14 protein-coding genes are annotated in these 16,939 nt (G+C 56.8%); 10 read left to right on the plus strand and 4 right to left on the minus strand.

The features are described 5' to 3' along the window. Window positions 1-153: 153 nt before the first annotated feature. A complete protein-coding gene (gene adhE, locus G5195_RS19245) occupies window positions 154-2,820 on the minus strand; it encodes a bifunctional acetaldehyde-CoA/alcohol dehydrogenase (protein ID WP_019446648.1) in 2,667 nt (888 codons plus the stop codon). Window positions 2,821-3,660: 840 nt separating this feature from the next. Here adhE and G5195_RS19250 point away from each other — a divergent pair. The 7 genes from G5195_RS19250 to G5195_RS19280 all read left to right on the plus strand — a co-directional run bounded on the left by G5195_RS19250 (window position 3,661) and on the right by G5195_RS19280 (window position 11,417). Beyond that, entirely contained in the window at window positions 3,661-4,296 is a 636-nt protein-coding gene (locus G5195_RS19250; RefSeq protein ID WP_005337678.1) for a YchE family NAAT transporter, read from the plus strand. A 278-nt stretch (window positions 4,297-4,574) separates the two neighbouring features. Further along, window positions 4,575-6,194, plus strand: a complete 1,620-nt coding sequence (locus tag G5195_RS19255; protein WP_227342374.1) for an ABC transporter substrate-binding protein — start codon at window positions 4,575-4,577, stop codon at window positions 6,192-6,194. Between the two features lie 98 nt (window positions 6,195-6,292). Further along, entirely contained in the window at window positions 6,293-7,213 is a 921-nt protein-coding gene (oppB, locus tag G5195_RS19260; RefSeq protein WP_005337672.1) for an oligopeptide ABC transporter permease OppB, read from the plus strand. A 14-nt stretch (window positions 7,214-7,227) separates the two neighbouring features. Beyond that, a complete protein-coding gene (gene oppC, locus G5195_RS19265; RefSeq protein WP_421221421.1) occupies window positions 7,228-8,139 on the plus strand; it encodes an oligopeptide ABC transporter permease OppC in 912 nt (303 codons plus the stop codon). Window positions 8,140-8,193: 54 nt separating this feature from the next. After that, entirely contained in the window at window positions 8,194-9,174 is a 981-nt protein-coding gene (locus tag G5195_RS19270) for an ABC transporter ATP-binding protein (RefSeq protein WP_005337668.1), read from the plus strand. After that, on the plus strand, window positions 9,175-10,170 hold the full coding sequence (gene oppF, locus G5195_RS19275; protein WP_005337666.1) for a murein tripeptide/oligopeptide ABC transporter ATP binding protein OppF: 996 nt from the start codon (window positions 9,175-9,177) through the stop codon (window positions 10,168-10,170). It abuts the gene before it with no gap. A 302-nt stretch (window positions 10,171-10,472) separates the two neighbouring features. Next, entirely contained in the window at window positions 10,473-11,417 is a 945-nt protein-coding gene (locus G5195_RS19280; protein WP_005337664.1) for a TerC family protein, read from the plus strand. 64 nt (window positions 11,418-11,481) lie between these two features. On the opposite strand, the gene alr is transcribed toward G5195_RS19280, so the two are convergent. Next, window positions 11,482-12,708: an alanine racemase gene (alr, locus tag G5195_RS19285; RefSeq protein ID WP_042056513.1), complete on the minus strand. Its 1,227-nt coding sequence runs from the start codon at window positions 12,706-12,708 to the stop codon at window positions 11,482-11,484. Between the two features lie 173 nt (window positions 12,709-12,881). Between alr and G5195_RS19290 the strand changes: the two genes are divergently transcribed. Further along, the gene (locus G5195_RS19290; protein ID WP_421208710.1) at window positions 12,882-13,331 is read left to right on the plus strand and encodes a methyltransferase family protein; all 450 of its coding nucleotides are present in this window, start codon (window positions 12,882-12,884) and stop codon (window positions 13,329-13,331) included. A gap of 77 nt (window positions 13,332-13,408) precedes the next feature. Here G5195_RS19290 and tapW read toward each other — a convergent pair whose 3' ends face one another. Together tapW and G5195_RS19300 are read right to left on the minus strand one after the other, a co-directional pair. Then, window positions 13,409-14,548: a type IVa pilus ATPase TapW gene (tapW, locus tag G5195_RS19295; protein WP_421208712.1), complete on the minus strand. Its 1,140-nt coding sequence runs from the start codon at window positions 14,546-14,548 to the stop codon at window positions 13,409-13,411. Between the two features lie 58 nt (window positions 14,549-14,606). After that, entirely contained in the window at window positions 14,607-14,963 is a 357-nt protein-coding gene (locus G5195_RS19300) for a DMT family protein (RefSeq protein WP_151287233.1), read from the minus strand. Between the two features lie 112 nt (window positions 14,964-15,075). On the opposite strand from G5195_RS19300, the gene G5195_RS19305 reads away from it, so the two are divergent. Both G5195_RS19305 and btuC read left to right on the plus strand, forming a co-directional pair. Continuing rightward, on the plus strand, window positions 15,076-15,807 hold the full coding sequence (locus G5195_RS19305; RefSeq protein WP_421208714.1) for a substrate-binding periplasmic protein: 732 nt from the start codon (window positions 15,076-15,078) through the stop codon (window positions 15,805-15,807). Window positions 15,808-15,904: 97 nt separating this feature from the next. Then, complete coding sequence (gene btuC, locus G5195_RS19310; RefSeq protein WP_421221422.1) at window positions 15,905-16,912, plus strand: vitamin B12 ABC transporter permease BtuC; 1,008 nt, start codon at window positions 15,905-15,907, stop codon at window positions 16,910-16,912. The last annotated feature ends 27 nt before the right edge of the window (window positions 16,913-16,939 follow it).

Below are 16,939 nucleotides of genomic sequence, written 5' to 3' on the forward strand. Positions count from 1 at the left end.
CTTGTCATTGAACACCTCAGGTCATGGTGGCGACTGTACCACCTAAAATGGTGTCCGGGATGATTAGACCACTACAGAGAGAGGAGCTCTGTGATAAGTGGCAGATAAAAAAAGCCCGCGCAGTGCGCGGGCTTGTTATCTCAGGACTGGTTATCAGGCCTTGGATTTCTTCTTGCCTTCAACCTTGGCTTCAACCGGGGCAGCAGTTACCGGAGCGGCTTCGGTGAACGGACGACCGTAGTAGGAGTCCAGCAGAACCTGCTTCAGCTCGCTGATCAGCGGGTAGCGCGGGTTGGCGCCGGTGCACTGGTCATCGAAAGCTTCGATAGCCAGCTGGTCAACCTTGGCCAGGAAGTCAGCTTCAGTCACGCCAGCTTCGCGGATAGAGGCCGGGATACCCAGGGTAGCCTTCAGCTCGTCCAGCCAGGTCAGCAGCTTCTCGATCTTGGCGGCGGTGCGGTCACCGGCAGCAGTCAGACCCAGGTGGTCAGCGACTTCGGCGTAACGACGACGAGCCTGCGGGCGGTCGTACTGGGAGAACGCAGTCTGCTTGGTCGGGTTGTCGTTCGCGTTGTAGCGGATGACGTTGCTGATCAGCAGGGCGTTAGCCAGACCGTGCGGAATGTGGAACTCGGCACCCAGTTTGTGAGCCATGGAGTGGCACACACCCAGGAAGGCGTTGGCGAACGCGATACCGGCGATGGTGGCTGCATTGTGCACCTTCTCACGAGCGATCGGGTCGTTGGCACCGTTCTGGTAGCTGGACGGCAGGTACTCTTTCAGCATTTTCAGGGCTTGCAGCGCCTGACCGTCGGAGTACTCGTTAGCCAGTACGGAAACATAGGCTTCCATGGCGTGAGTCACGGCATCGATACCACCGAAGGCACACAGGGACTTCGGCATGCCCATGACCAGGTTGGCATCAACGATGGCCATGTTCGGGGTCAGCTCGTAGTCAGCCAGCGGATACTTCTGACCAGACACTTCATCGGTTACTACCGCAAACGGAGTGACTTCAGAGCCGGTACCGGAAGTGGTGGTGATACAGACCAGTTCGGCCTTCACGCCCATTTTCGGGAATTTGTAGATACGCTTGCGGATGTCCATGAAGCGCATGGCCAGATCTTCGAACGCAGTGTTCGGGTGCTCGTACATCACCCACATGATCTTGGCTGCATCCATCGGTGAACCACCGCCCAGCGCCAGGATAACGTCCGGTTTGAAGGAGTTGGCCATCTCGGCACCCTTGCGAACCACAGCCAGGGTCGGGTCAGCTTCTACTTCGTAGAACACTTCCACTTCCATATTCTGTGCTTTCAGCAGGCTGACCAGTTCATCGGCGTAGCCGTTGTTGAACAGGAAGCGGTCAGTTACGACCATGGCACGCTTTTTACCTTCCAGGTCGCTCAGAGCGATCGGCAGGGAACCACGACGGAAGTAGATGGATTTCGGAAGTTTGTGCCACAGCATGTTTTCTGCCCGTTTTGCGACTGTCTTCTTGTTGATCAGGTGCTTCGGACCCACGTTTTCGGAGATGGAGTTACCGCTCCAGGAGCCGCAACCCAGGGTCAGGGACGGAGCCATTGCGAAGTTGTACAGGTCACCGATACCGCCTTGGGTAGACGGAGTGTTGATCAGGATACGCGCGGTCTTCATCTTGTCGCCGAAGTACTTGATGCGGTCAGCGTTGCGGTCCTGGTCGGTGTACAGACCTGAGGTGTGGCCGATACCACCGATGTTGACCATGTCACAGGCCATATCAACGGCGTTTTCGAAGCTGCTTGCACGGAACATACCGAGCAGCGGGGACAATTTCTCGTGAGCAAACTCATCTTCTGCACACAGCTTGACGCCTTCACCAATCAGGATCTTGGTATCAGCCGGTACAGTCACGCCTGCCATCTCGGCAATCTTGGTGGCTGGCTGGCCAACGATGTTGGCGTTCAGGGCACCGTTGATCAGGATGACTTTACGTACCTTGTCAGCATCTTCTTTGGAGAGCACATGGCCCTTGTGGGATGCAAAGCGCTCTTTAACCTGGTCGTAGATGGCATCAACAACGATGACTGCCTGCTCGGAAGCACAGACCACGCCGTTATCGAAAGTCTTGGACATCAGGATGGAGGCAACGGCACGCTTAACATCGGCGGTTTCGTCGATAACGATAGGCACGTTACCGGCACCGACACCGATAGCAGGCTTACCGGAAGAGTAGGCTGCTTTCACCATGCCCGGGCCACCGGTGGCCAGGATCAGGTTGATGTCTTCGTGCTTCATCAGGGCGTTGGAGAGCTCAACAGACGGTTGGTCGATCCAGCCGATGATGTCTTTCGGCGCACCGGCGGCAACAGCGGCATCCAGTACCAGCTTGGCAGCGGTATTGGTGGAGTTCTTGGCGCGGGGGTGCGGGGAGAAGATGATGGCGTTGCGGGTCTTGAGCGCGATCATGGATTTGAAGATCGCAGTGGAGGTCGGGTTGGTGGTCGGAACGATACCACAGATGATACCTACCGGCTCGGCGATGGTGATGGTACCCATCTGATCATCTTCGCTCAGAATGCCGCAGGTCTTCTCGTCTTTGTACTTGTTGTAGATGTATTCGGAGGCGAAGTGGTTCTTGATAACCTTGTCTTCGATGATACCCATACCGGATTCTTCCACGGCCATCTGGGCCAGGGGGATACGGGCGTTGTTGGCGGCCAGGGCGGCGGCACGGAAGATCTTGTCTACCTGCTCTTGAGAGAAGCTGGCGAATTCACGCTGGGCTTCCTTAACGCGGGCGACCAGTGCATCCAGTTCAGCCAAATTGGTTACTGCCATGTTTATCTCCTGATTATTTGAAAACTGTTTAGTAAGACGTTGGCAATGCCCGGCAATTATAGTCGCCCTGTCAAGACGGTATCGTTGCAACAGCTTTTTCACATGCCTTACTAAATCGCTTTCTGAGTCGATTATAGAGCGGGGCTGACTCAGAAAAACTTGATCTGGATCATGTGTAACAAAAGAACAAAAGAAATTTTATTTCACAATCCTTGTTTGACTGATGTTATCGGAATGTGCATCAAAGGGAAAGGTGAGAGACTTGTTAATGCAGAGTAATAAACCACATTTATCAAGTGGTTAATTGCACTCGGCCATAGTATTACAGAGCTATTTTGGCGGTATAGGTTAGCAAATATGAGTGAATTGGTTTCAAAATCACCGACAAACGCACTTTATTCCAGCGTTTGTTGCAAAAATGATTGTTGTTTTAATCCATGACTAATCCGCTTTATTCCCCAAGGGGGCCATTTCTGCCCCCTTTCCCGGTTTTTGCATTGTGGCTCTCTTGCCGAGTCAATGAAGTGATGTCTGGCCTGAAATAGTGGGAAGGCAAAGCCTGGATCCTCTCGAGTCGCTTGGTCATTCGGTCAGTCATCGTCGTACTCTCCGGTTATGATTAAGCAGGTTTGCGCTCACTTTTCTAACGCGTGTCGGGCGGTAGAAAGGGCTTTTGGCATCGGTTTATGCCAGTTAGCGCGGATGCATTAGATGAACTAACTAAAAAACCCTCAAAATGGTGAGATTATTTGATTGGTGCCCGCTCTGGCTATGATGTAAATTTACGCACGAAATTAATGGACTGGCCCGCTGGGCCCGAAACTCTATTGGAAGGCGCCTATGGCAGCAATTGACGTCTCGTTGTATCTGAAGTTTTTTGTCGGTTTGTTCGCAATTATCAACCCGCTTGGTTTGTTGCCGGTGTTTGTCAGTCTGACCAGCCACCATACCCAGGCCGAGCGGATGAAAACCAATACCACCGCCAATATCGCGGTGATGGTGATCCTGCTGGTCTCCATGTATATGGGGCAGCTGATCCTCGATGGGTTTGGCATCTCGCTGGCGTCGTTCCGGATCGCCGGTGGGTCGCTGATTACCTTGATTGCCTGGTCGATGCTGCAGGGCAAGCTGGGCGAGGTGAAGCACAACAAACAGGAAAAGGGCGAACTGGCAGTGCGCGAGTCTATCGCCGTGGTACCGCTGGCGCTGCCGCTGATGGCGGGCCCCGGTGCCATCTCCTCGGTGATTGTCTATGCCAGCCAGAGCCACTGGCAGCAGCTGCTCGGCATGTCAGTGGTTGTCGTGGTCTTCTCCTTCTGCTCTTGGCTCATCTTCCGCGCCGCGCCGCTGCTGTTCAAGATCATGGGCAACACCGGCATCAACGTGGTGACCCGTATCATGGGTCTTATCATGATGTCGCTGGGTATCGAGATCATGGTGGCCGGTATCAAGGGGGTTTTCCCCAGCCTGATGTGAGCCAGCTCCGCTTTATGAAAGCCGGTCCTCGTGACCGGCTTTTTATTGGTTGCTTTTTGCCCGGTCTTTTCTAGAATCGGTCGTTTGTGTGAAAAATGAGCGTTTTGTTGGTGTTTTAATACTGAAAAAGCGCACCTCAGCTGATTTTTTGACCAGAAAATGACGATTACCCTGACAATATCTGTTGCATTATCGGAATTGGCAGGGAATTATGCTGGGAGCGGGTTTTAACCCCGTCACTTTAAAAACGCATGGAATGTTCTTGTTGGAGTAGGGAAATGACTCATAAAAAAACAATGATTAACACATTGCTGGTGGCTGCACTGTTTGGTGGCGTCAATGTGGCTCAGGCTGCCGATGTCCCGGCGGGAACCAAGCTGGCTGAAGTCCAGCAACTGGTAAAAGGCAACGGTTCCGAGCCTGCGACCTTGGACCCACAGAAAGTTGAAGGAACGCCTGAGTCTGCAATTTTGCGCGACCTCTTTGAAGGTCTCGTGACATCCGGTTCGAAAGGGGAAGTTGTTCCTGGTGTCGCAGAGTCTTGGGAAACCAAGGATAACAAGCACTACGTCTTCCACCTGCGCAAAGATGCCAAGTGGTCCAACGGTGAACCTGTCACCGCACATGATTTTGTATATGCCTTCCAGCGTGCAGTTGACCCCAAGACAGCCTCTCCTTACTCCTGGTATCTGGAGATGCCAACTATTGCCAATGCTACAGAGATCATTGCTGGCAAGAAGCCGGCTGATACGCTGGGCGTGAAGGCGACCGACGACTACACCTTCGAAGTGCAGCTCGAGAAGGCTATCCCTTATTTCGTAACCATGCTCTCTCACACCACCACCTACCCGGTACCGAAGAAGGTCATCGAGAAGTATGGTGAAAAATGGACCCAGCCGGGCAATATGGTAGGTAATGGTGCCTACGTATTGAAGGAGTGGGTTGTTAATGAGCGAATTGGCTTGGAGCGTAATAAAAACTACTGGAATGATGCGAAAACGGTGATCAACAAGGTTACCTATCTTCCGATTCAGTCCACCAACGCGGAGCTAAATCGCTTCTTGGCTGGTGAAATTGATATGACATGGAACGTGCCTATCGAACGTTTCAAGCAACTCAAGAAAGATTACCCGGCTGATTTGAAGGTTGAAGGTCTGGTTTCTACTTATTACTACCAGTTCAACATCAAGAAAAAGCCGTTTGATGACGTGCGAGTGCGAACTGCTCTTTCTTATGCGGTCAATCGTGACGTGATTGCAGATAAAGTCATGGGGCAAGGGCAAAAACCCGCATATGGGTTGACGCCTGACTATGTCGATGGTTTTAAACCGGTTGCCCCAGAGTGGTCAAAAATGACCCAGGCCGAGCGTGATGCCAAGGCCAAGGCGCTGCTTGAAGAGGCAGGTTTCGATGCCAGCAAGCCGTTGAAGTTCGAGCTGCTCTACAACACCGATGACAACCACAAGAAAGTGGCTGTGGCCGTTGCTTCCATGTGGAAAAAACTGGGTGCAGAGGTCAGTTTAGTGAACCAGGAGTGGAAAACTTACCTGGAAACCAAGAAGCAGGGCCAGTTTGACGTGGGTCGTGCCGGCTGGAGCGCCGACTACAACGAAGCCTCATCCATGCTGGATCTGATGCAGACCACTCACGGCAACAACGATGGCAAGTACTCCAATCCAGCGTTTGACAAGTTGATGACCGACTCTCGTGATCAGGTTGATGCGGACGCTCGCAACAAACTCTATGTCCAGGCGGAAGAGATCCTGGCCAAGGACATGCCGATCATCCCGATATACCAATATGTTCAACCTCGGATGGTCAAAGCTTATGTTGGGGGTTACCCAAGCAACCCGCTGGATAACCTCTACAGCAAAGATATGTACATCATTGCTCACTGATTTAAAGCAACAAGTCGCATAACAAGCAGGGCCCGCCAGACGGTGGGCCTTTATTACAACCGCGACCCTTTGGAAGCAGTACAGGACAGGAAATGTCTATGTTGAAATTCATTTTTAAACGGCTATTGGAAGCGATCCCGACTCTGCTGGTCTTGATCACCGTATCTTTCTTCATGATGCGTTTCGCCCCGGGTAACCCCTTTACCAGCGAGCGTTCACTGCCCCCCGAAGTCATCGCCAACATCGAGGCCAAATATGGGCTCGACAAACCCATTGGCATGCAATATCTCACCTACCTGGGCAACCTGGTGCAGGGTGATTTGGGCCCCTCTTTCAAATACAAGGATTTCACCGTCAATGATCTGGTGAGCCAGGCGCTGCCTGTTTCCGCCAAGATCGGGACCACGGCCTTCTTCTTCGCCGTGCTGCTGGGGGTCACTTTCGGCACCATAGCGGCACTGAAACAGAACACCATCATCGACTATCTGCTGATGTCGTCGGCCATGGCCGGGGTGGTGATCCCGGGCTTTGTGCTGGCGCCCTTGCTGGTGCTGTTTTTCAGTATTCATCTGGGTTGGTTCCCTGCCGGTGGCTGGCAGGGTGGTGGCATCCAGTTTATGGTGCTGCCGGTGTTCGGCATGATGATGTACTACATCTCCGCCATCTCGCGGATCATGCGGGGCAGCATGATCGAGACCATGAACTCCAACTTCATCCGGACCGCTCGTGCCAAGGGCTTGCCGCTGCGCCACATCATCCTGAAACACGCGCTGCGTCCGGCCATGCTGCCGGTGGTCTCATATCTGGGCCCGGCCTTTGTCGGCATCATCACAGGTTCGGTGGTGATCGAGACCATCTTCGGTCTGCCGGGGATCGGTCAGCTGTTCGTCAACGGTGCCCTTAACCGTGATTACTCCATGGTGCTCGGTCTGACCATTCTGGTCGGCGCCCTTACCATCACCTTTAACGCTGTGGTCGATATTCTCTACGCCTTTATCGATCCCAAGATCCGTTACTAATTCGGGAGTTCATCATGGTTGTTTCAACTGAAAAACGCGATGCCGTCGAGGCGTTCGCGCAAAAGGTCGAGGTGGTGGAGGGGCGCTCCCTGTGGAAGGATGCCCGTCGCCGTTTCCTGCGCAACAAGGCGGCCCTGACCAGCCTGATCATTCTGACCATCATCGGTCTGGCGGTCATCTTTGGCCCCCATCTGTCCCAATACACCTTTGACGATCCGGACTGGGGCGCCATGCAGTCGCCGCCCGATATGGAAGTGGGTCACTACTTCGGTACCGACAGCCTGGGGCGCGATCTGTTCGTGCGCACTCTGCTGGGTGGCCGGATTTCCCTGATGGTCGGCATCATGGGCGCCATGGTGGCGGTCATCATCGGCACCCTGTATGGCGCGGCCTCCGGCTTTATCGGCGGGCGGGTCGACAGCCTGATGATGCGGGTACTGGAGATCCTCAACGCCTTCCCCTTCATGTTCTTTGTCATCATGCTGGTCACCTTCTTTGGCCGCAATCTGGCACTCATCTTTATCGCTATCGGGGCGGTGAGCTGGCTCGACATGGCGCGTATCGTGCGCGGCCAGACTCTCAGCCTCAAGAGCAAGGAGTTTATCGAGGCGGCCCACGTCTGTGGCGTCTCCAAGTGGAAGATCATCACCCGTCACATCGTACCGAACGTACTCGGTATCGTGGCCGTTTACGCCACCTTGCTGGTGCCGGGGATGATCATGTTTGAATCCTTCCTGAGTTTCCTGGGCCTTGGGGTTCAGGAACCGATGACCAGCTGGGGTGCCCTGCTGGATGAAGGCTCCAAGTCGATGGAAGTGGCCATCTGGCAACTGCTGTTCCCCGCCGGTTTTATGGTGGTGACCCTGTTTTGCTTCAACTTCCTCGGGGATGGTCTGCGTGACGCCCTCGATCCGAAAGATCGTTAATCGAGCATCGGGTCGACAGGAAAGCATCACGAAAGATCGATAAGGAGTTTTTATATGAAGTTACTGGATGTGAAAGATCTGCGGGTCGAGTTCAAGACCCCGGATGGCAATGTGGTGGCGGTCAACGACCTCAATTTTTCTCTCTCTGCGGGTGAAACCCTGGGGATCGTCGGCGAGTCCGGCTCCGGTAAATCCCAGACGGCCTTTGCCATCATGGGGCTGCTGGCCAAGAACGGCATTATTACCGGTTCCGCCAAGTTTCAGGGGGAGGAAATCCTCAACCTGCCGGAGTCCAAGCTCAACAAGATCCGCTCCGAGAAGATCGCCATGATCTTCCAGGACCCCATGACCTCGCTCAACCCCTACATGAAGGTGCAGGATCAGCTGATGGAAGTGCTGATGTTGCATAAGGGCGTCAGCAAGGCGGAAGCATTCGAAGAGTCGGTACGGATGCTCGATGCGGTCAAAATTCCCGAAGCACGCAAACGGATGGGCATGTATCCCCACGAGTTCTCCGGCGGCATGCGTCAGCGGGTGATGATCGCCATGGCGCTGCTCTGCCGGCCGCAACTGCTGATCGCCGACGAGCCGACCACCGCGCTTGACGTGACCGTACAGGCCCAGATCATGACCCTGATGAACGAGCTCAAGCGCGAGTTCAACACCGCCATCATCATGATCACCCACGACCTCGGCGTGGTCGCCGGTATCTGCAACAAGGTGCTGGTGATGTATGCCGGTCGTACCATGGAGTACGGCAAGGTAGACGATATCTTTTATCGCCCGAGCCACCCCTACACCGAAGGCTTGCTGCGCGCCATTCCCCGCCTCGATACCGAAGGGGAAGTGCTGCCCACCATCCCGGGCAATCCGCCCAACCTGCTGCGTCTGCCCACCGGTTGCCCCTTCCAGGAGCGTTGCCACCGGGTCAGCGAGATTTGCGGCCAGCAGTCACCGATCCTGACCCCCTTCAACGACGGTCGGGAGCGAGCCTGTCACTGGGTTTCGGATGCCATGAACAAGGGGGCCAACTAAATGGGTGCCGATAAGAAATTGCTGTTGGAAGTGTCTGACCTCAAGGTCCACTTCAGTATCAAGAGTGGCAAGGCGTGGCCCTGGGCCAAACCGTCCGACCTCAAGGCGGTCGATGGCGTGACCTTGCGTCTCTATGAGGGGGAAACCCTCGGTGTGGTGGGGGAGTCCGGCTGCGGCAAATCGACCTTTGCCCGCGCCATCATCGGTCTGGTACCGGCCACCGATGGCAAGGTGGTGTGGCTGGGTGACGATCTCACCAAGCTCGATCAGAATGCCCTGCGCGAGAAGCGCAAAGAGATCCAGATGATCTTCCAGGACCCGCTGGCTTCTCTGAACCCGCGCATGACCATCGGCGACATCATCGCCGAGCCGCTCATCACCTTCTATCCCAACCTGCCACGGGAAGAGGTGAAGGAGAAGGTGCGCGCCATGATGAGTAAGGTGGGGCTCTTGCCCAACCTGGTCAACCGCTATCCGCACGAGTTCTCCGGTGGCCAGTGCCAGCGGATCGGGATTGCCCGGGCGCTGATCCTCGAGCCCAAGATGATCATCTGCGACGAGCCGGTGTCGGCGCTTGACGTCTCCATTCAGGCGCAGGTGGTCAACCTGCTCAAATCCCTGCAAAAGGAGATGGGGCTGTCGCTCATCTTCATCGCCCACGATCTGTCGGTGGTCAAACACATCTCCGATCGGGTGCTGGTGATGTATCTGGGCAACGCCGTCGAGCTGGGGACCCGCAAGGAGATCTTTGCCAATCCGCTGCATCCCTACACCAAGGCGCTGATGTCAGCGGTGCCGATCCCGGACCCTGAGCTGGAGCGCAACAAGGTGATCCAGATCCTGGAGGGGGACTTGCCCTCACCGATGAACCCGCCGTCCGGTTGCGTGTTCCGCACCCGCTGCCCGGTGGCTGGCCCCGAGTGCGCCAAGACCCGCCCCGTGCTGGAGGGGAACTTCGATCACGCGGTCTCCTGCCTCAAGGTCGACCCGCTCTGATGGGGATGTGTTGAACCTGCTTGCGGGGCTCCTTGATGGGGCCCCGATTTATTTTTGACGGCAGTGAAGATGCCTCTTGGCGTTATCTTTTACCGCTGCTACTATCCGCGCAACAAGGGGAGTAACTTCTCGCCGGTTTGTCGTCATTACGGTGCACCCATATCCTGCAGTGCACCCGGCAGCCGGGCAGTCGATGCAAATCAGCTGTAAGTGAGACCTTGCCGAGAGGCAAGGTGTATCTGCTCCAAACGCAAACCCACGCCTCTCGGTCGTGGGTTTTGTCGTTTTTGGGAGAAGTGAAAATGGGTGAATGGTGGATGTGGACCGGTTTCTTCAGCATAGTGCTGGTCCTGTTATGGATAGACATACGCTTTGTCGGTGGCGGCAAGTCACACAAGGTGTCCCTCAAAGAGGCGGGTGTCTGGTCCCTCATCTGGGTCAGCGTGGCGCTGCTCTTCAACCTGGCCATCTGGCTCTGGCTGGATCACAGCGCGGGCCGTGAGATTGCCAACCAGAAGGGACTGGAGTTCCTCACTGGCTACCTCATCGAGAAAGCGCTGGCAGTGGACAACGTATTCGTCTGGCTGATGCTGTTCGGTTACTTTGCCATTCCGGCCGAGCTGCAGCGCCGGGTGCTGCTCTATGGAGTACTGGGTGCCATCGTGATGCGTGCCGGTATGGTGTTCGCGGGTAGCTGGCTCATCGAGCAGTTCCACTGGATCCTCTATCTGTTCGGCGCCTTCCTGCTGCTGACCGGTGCCAAGATGCTGTGGGCGGCCGACAAGGAGCCGGACTTGGCCAACAATCCGCTGCTAGGCTGGATGCGCCGTCGTTTCAAGGTGACCGAGACCCTGGAAGGGGAGAAGTTCTTCGTCTGGCGTGACGGTGTGCGCTATGCCACCCCGCTGCTGCTCATTCTGGTGTTGGTGGAGGTGAGCGATCTCATCTTCGCGGTGGACAGTATCCCGGCCATCTTCGCGGTGACCACGGATCCCTTCATCGTGCTGACCTCCAACATCTTCGCCATCATGGGTCTGCGTGCCATGTACTTCCTGCTGGCGGGTGTGGCTGATCGCTTCGCCCTGCTCAAATACGGTCTGGCGCTGATCCTGATGTTTATCGGGGTCAAGATGCTGCTGCTGGATATCTTCAAGATCCCGACCGGCATAGCACTGGGCGTAGTCGCGTTGATCCTGCTGGCATCCATGGGGCTGAGTCTGTTTGTGACCCGAAAAAAGGCCGCTTAAACGCAACATCATTTAATACCAAACAACAAGGGCTCCCGCGGGAGCCCTTTTTCATATCGCGTGATCAGCGTTTGATCTTCTTGGGGTTGGTGTAGCCCCAGATGGTGTACATGTCCGCCAGCAGGGCGCCGTTGTACTCCTCCAGATCCGCCTGTTTCACTTCGGCTTCACCCTGACGGCCAAACAGCACCACCTCGTCACCGGGTTTCACCCCTTTCAGATCCGTCACATCCACCATGATGGTGTTCATGGAAGTCTTGCCGACCACCGGCACCTTCTGACCCTGGATCAGCACATAGGCTTTGTTGCTGAGGGCGCGGCGATAGCCATCGGAGTAGCCCAGCGGCAGGTTGGCGAGCCAGGAGTCACGCTTGAGAGTAAAGGTGCGGTCATAACCGACGGTGTTACCCGCTGCATAGTGGTTGACCGAGGCGACCTGGGTCTTGAATGCCATCACCCGCTTGTATTCGGTGTGGGAGGGGATGGAGTCACCGTAGAGCAGGCCGCCCGGGCGCACCATGTCGAAGTAGGCGTCCGGCACAGCCAGGGTGGCGAAGGAGTTGGCGGCGTGGATGGTGATCTTGCTGCGATCCAGCTTGCCCGCTTCCAGCAGCCACTGGGAGTCCAGTTTGAACTGGGCCAGTCCCATCTTGACGTCCTCTTTCTCCTCAACCGGGAAGTGGGTCATGATGCCGACCGGGGTGATCCCCTTTAGCTTGAGCATGGCCAGCGCATCCTGCTTGGCATCGGCCAGGCGCAGGTCGATGCCGTTGCGGCTCATGCCGGCTGAGTTGAGCGCGATATGCACCGGAATGGTGGTGTGGTGGCGCTGGGCGATATCGGCGATACCCTGGGCACTCACCAGACTGCCGATCAGCTCCTCCATCTTGTAGGGCAGGGCCTGCTCTACTTCATCCGGGGTGGCAGCACGCACCCGCATCAGACGGCCGGTAAAGCCCTTCTCGCGGGCGACGCGCGCCTCTTCGTTGCTGGCGATGCCGATGCAGGGGATATTGGCCTTGACCACGGAGGGGACCAGCAGGTCGATGCCATGACCGTAAGCGTCGGCCTTCATGATGGCGCAGATCTGCGGGCCCTTGTCACCGAGACGATCCTTGAGGGTCTGGATATTGTGCTCAAAGGCGCCCAGATCCACTTCCAACCAGGCGTTGCTGGCGGTTTGCTCCTGGCCGTTGCGATGATCTGTCGCAAGGGGCAGATAGGGAGCCGCAACGGCTTGGCCCGCGAGCAGGCCGAAGATCAGGGTAGCCAGCAGAGTTTTCTTGTGCATGGTGATTCCTTTTTGTTGTTCGCGTTGGATAGTTTGGACGGGGTCGGCCACATTGGTGGTGGTTTAACCACAACTTATTGTTATTATTATGATCTTTGTCACTCTCAACAGGCGCTGACTGGTTGGGAGTCTACCGCAACACGGGTTCGGCCGACACTCGTCAGGGGAATAAAATGGTCAATCTTGAGTTACGTTTGCCACCACCGCTGATCTTCCTGCTCTGTGCAGGGGCCATGTGGTGGCTAAGAGGGGAGAGCCAGCCCGGTATCTGGGCAATGACACTGATGGCTGTGCTGGTCGTGGCGGGGGCCATCATGGGCTTTGGGGCCCTGCAACGGTTTCGTCACCACCAGACCACGGTCAGCCCCACCAAACCGCAGCACACCAGCCGTCTGGTGACCTGTGGCGTCTATCGTGTCAGCCGCAATCCCATGTATCTGGGCTTGCTCTGCTGGCTGGCCGCCTGGGGCTGTTATCTCGGCGGGATGTGGGTCTGGGTTGGGCCAATCGTGCTGGTGGCCTGGTTAACTCGCTTTCAGATCATGCCGGAGGAGCGGCTGCTAAGCGCCCGCTTTGGTGACGAGTATGTGGCGTATTGCCAGCGCGTTCGCCGTTGGTGTTAAGTGGTCTGGAAGACACTTTGCGAAAGTGTGAGAGGGAGATAATGCCCCCGTGCCTGTTGAGGCACGGGAGGGAGCGATCAGAAGAGATCGTCCTTTTCATCCTTTGTTGGCTCCAGACTCCAGCCGGTGGCATCACTGCTGCTGGCTATCTGTCCCTTCTCCTTCCACAGCTTGATTTTGAGGCGCAGGTTGTTGGCCGAATCGGCGTTTTTCACGGCCTCCTCCTCGTCGATTACGCCTTCTACTACCAGATCAAACAGGGCACTGTCGAAGGTGACCATGCCGAGGGCCTTTGACTTTTCCATCACCTCTTTGAGGCCGCCAAATTCGCCGCGCTTGATCATGTCGCGGATGGTGTGGGTGCCGAGCATGATCTCCACTGCGGCCCGGCGGCCGCCATCGGTGGTTTTCACCAGCCGCTGAGAGACAAAGGCCTTGAGGTTGTTGCCCAGATCGTTGAGCAGCTGTGGGCGGCGCTCTTCCGGGAAGAAGTTGATGATGCGATCCAGCGCCTGGTTGGCGTTGTTGGCGTGCAGGGTGGAGATGGCAAGGTGGCCGGTTTCGGAGAAGGCCAGCGCATGTTCCATGGTCTCGCGATCACGGATCTCGCCGATAAGAATGACGTCTGGCGCCTGACGCAGGGTGTTTTTCAGGGCCGCATGGAAGCTGCGGGTATCCACGCCCACTTCCCGCTGGTTGATGATGCTCTTGCGATGGCGATGCACGAACTCCACCGGATCCTCGATGGTGATGATGTGGCCGCCGCTGTTGCGGTTGCGATGGTCGATGAGGGCCGCGAGCGAGGTGGACTTGCCCGAGCCGGTACCGCCGACAAACAGCACCAGGCCACGTTTCTCCATGATGGTGTCGAGCAGCACAGGCGGGAGTTTGAGATCTTCAAAGCGGGGGATGTCGGTCTTGATGTTGCGCGCCACCAGAGAGACTTCGTTGCGCTGCTTGAAGATGTTGACCCGAAAGCGGCCGATCTGGGGCAGGGAGATGGCGAGGTTCATCTCCAACTCCTTCTCGAACTGCTGCTTCTGCTCGCCATCCATGATCTCGGCGGCGATCCGCGCCACTTCACCCGGTTCCAGCGGCGTTTCGTTGAGGGGGCGCAGGCCGCCGTTAAATTTGGCGCAGGGGGGCGCGCCGGTCGACAGATAGAGGTCTGAGCCATCCTGCTTGGCCAGGATCTGTAACATGTCTCGCAATTCCATTTTTTTGCCTCGTCGATCAATGAGATGCCATGAGCGGGATGATATTGAGTGTACAGCCTCAGGCGCCGGTCAGTTTCTCGCGAAAGACAAAAAAGACCGCACCGAGAATGCAGAGCCCTGCCCAGAGATAGTCCCATTTCAGTTCTTCTTTGAGATAGAAGATAGAGAAGGGGACGAATACGGTGAGTGTGATCACTTCTTGCAGGATTTTCAGTTGGCCCACGCTCATCACCGTATGGCCGATGCGGTTGGCGGGCACTTGTAGCAGGTATTCGAACAGAGCGATACCCCAGCTCACCAGGGCGGCAATGATCCAGGGTTTATGGTTCATGCTCTTGAGGTGAGCGTACCAGGCGAAGGTCATAAAGACGTTGCTGCAGAGCAGCAGACCGATACTGGTGAAAATCGGGTTCATAGGGTTCTCCTTGAAAATCCGGCGCATTTTATCCCTGAACCACGGGTTTTCATACGTGGTGCGGGAGGGTATTTTTAACCAACAGGATAAGCCGTGCGAGGTATGCGACGGGATGGGCAAGTTATGCGGGATTGTGTTGTTACTGTTATTTGCCATGCCGGTGTGTGCGACCCCGACGCTGACGGTGGCCACTGATCTGTGGCCGCCATTTCGCATCCTACAAGCGGATGGCCGGTTGCAGGGGCTCGACATGGACATCCTGCGCCGGTTGCAACAGGCGAGCGGCATTGAGTTGCAGGTACGGCGGATGCCGTGGGGCAGGGCGCTCAAGCAGATGCAAACCGGTCAGGTCGATCTGATGATTGGCCTCGCCTATACCGCCGAGCGGGCGCAGTTCATCGACTATCTGCAGCCTGCCTACTACAAGTGCTGGCCCGCGTTTTATGGTCAGCCGATCAATGTGGCCCGGATCCACCAATACCGCGATCTGCAGGGGGTGAAGGTGGGCTATGTGCTCAACTCAGCCTACTTTGAGCCCTTCAACTCTGACAGTCGCCTCGACAAGCACGGAGTACCCACCGAAGATCAGCTGCTGCGCATGGTGCAGCGCGGTCACCTGCCGCTGATGATTGGCACCGACTGTCAGGTGGACTATGCCCTGAGTCAGGGAAATGCCAGCCGGATAGGCAAGGCGGACTACCGCCCCGCCACGCCGGTGACCCTCTATCTGGGGATGAGCAAGCACTCACCTCACCAGTCGCTGCGCCAGCCCTTGCTGGTGGCGCTGCAAAATCTGGTGGCCAGCGGCGAGATAAGCGTGATGGCCAAGCGTTACCAGCCTTGACCTTGGGTGGCAAGCCACTGTTATCATGCCTTTTTCCTGCTTCTCCCCCGGCGCTGCGACAGGGCCGGGGGGAAGCCTTGTTATTCGGGGATCCTCCTTGTACCTCTCCCTTATCGCCCGCCAGCAGCGCTGGCAGCGGCGCTGGCTCTGTGGCCTGACGCTGCTGACCCTGCTGCTGTTTCTCTTCTCCCTCGTCTGGGGCGAGTTTGTGCTGCTGCCCTGGCAGCCCCTTGGCGATCTCGAACAGCGCATCCTGCTGGAGCTGCGGCTACCCCGTGCCTTGCTGGCCCTCTTGGCCGGCGCAGCCCTTGCCTGTGGCGGCGCCGTATTGCAGGTGATGCTGCACAACCCGGTGGCGGAGCCCGGGCTGCTTGGTGTTTCAAGCGGGGCAGGACTGGCTGCCATGGTAGCGATGGCGGTAGCCAAATCCCTCGGTGTCTATCTGCCCGGCTGGGGGCTGTCACTGGCGGCCTTCGGTGGCGCCCTGCTGGTGACCATGCTGCTCATTCGGCTGGCTCGCCGGGCGCGTCTCGGCCATGCCCGCTTGCTACTGTTTGGGGTGGCTATCGGTATTCTCACCAATGCCGCCATGACCTGGCTGATGTACTTTGCCGACGACGGCTCCTTGCGTGAATTCATGTTCTGGATGATGGGCAGCCTCTCTTACGGCAGCCAGCAGTTTGCCTGGTGGTGGCTGGTGCTGCCGCTCACCCTGTGCTGGCTCTGCTGGCAGGGCAAGGCGCTGCAACAGTTGTTGTTGGGGGAGACCCAGGCCCGCCTGATGGGGATGGATGTCGACAGGATGCGGGTGCGGTTGGTGCTGGCGGTCTGTCTGCTGACCGGTGTGGCGGTGTCGCTGTGCGGCGTGATCGGTTTTGTCGGGTTGGTGGTGCCCCATCTGCTGCGGCTCTGCGGTGGCAGCGATCAGCGCTTTCTGCTGCCTGCCTCGGCGCTTGGCGGCGGGGCCCTGCTGCTGGCGGCCGATCTGGTTGCTCGATCCACCCTGAGCGCGGGGGAGTTGCCTATCGGCGTCATCACCGCCTCGGTGGGGGCGCCGCTCTTTATCTACCTGCTATTGAGGCAAACTGCCGATGGTGCTGCATGAATATCTGCATGATTTGGTCGGGGCGCG

Origin of the sequence: Aeromonas sp. 601039 (assembly GCF_049174415.1) — a bacterium.
In the GTDB taxonomy this organism is placed as follows: Bacteria; Pseudomonadota; Gammaproteobacteria; order Enterobacterales; family Aeromonadaceae; genus Aeromonas; species Aeromonas veronii_A.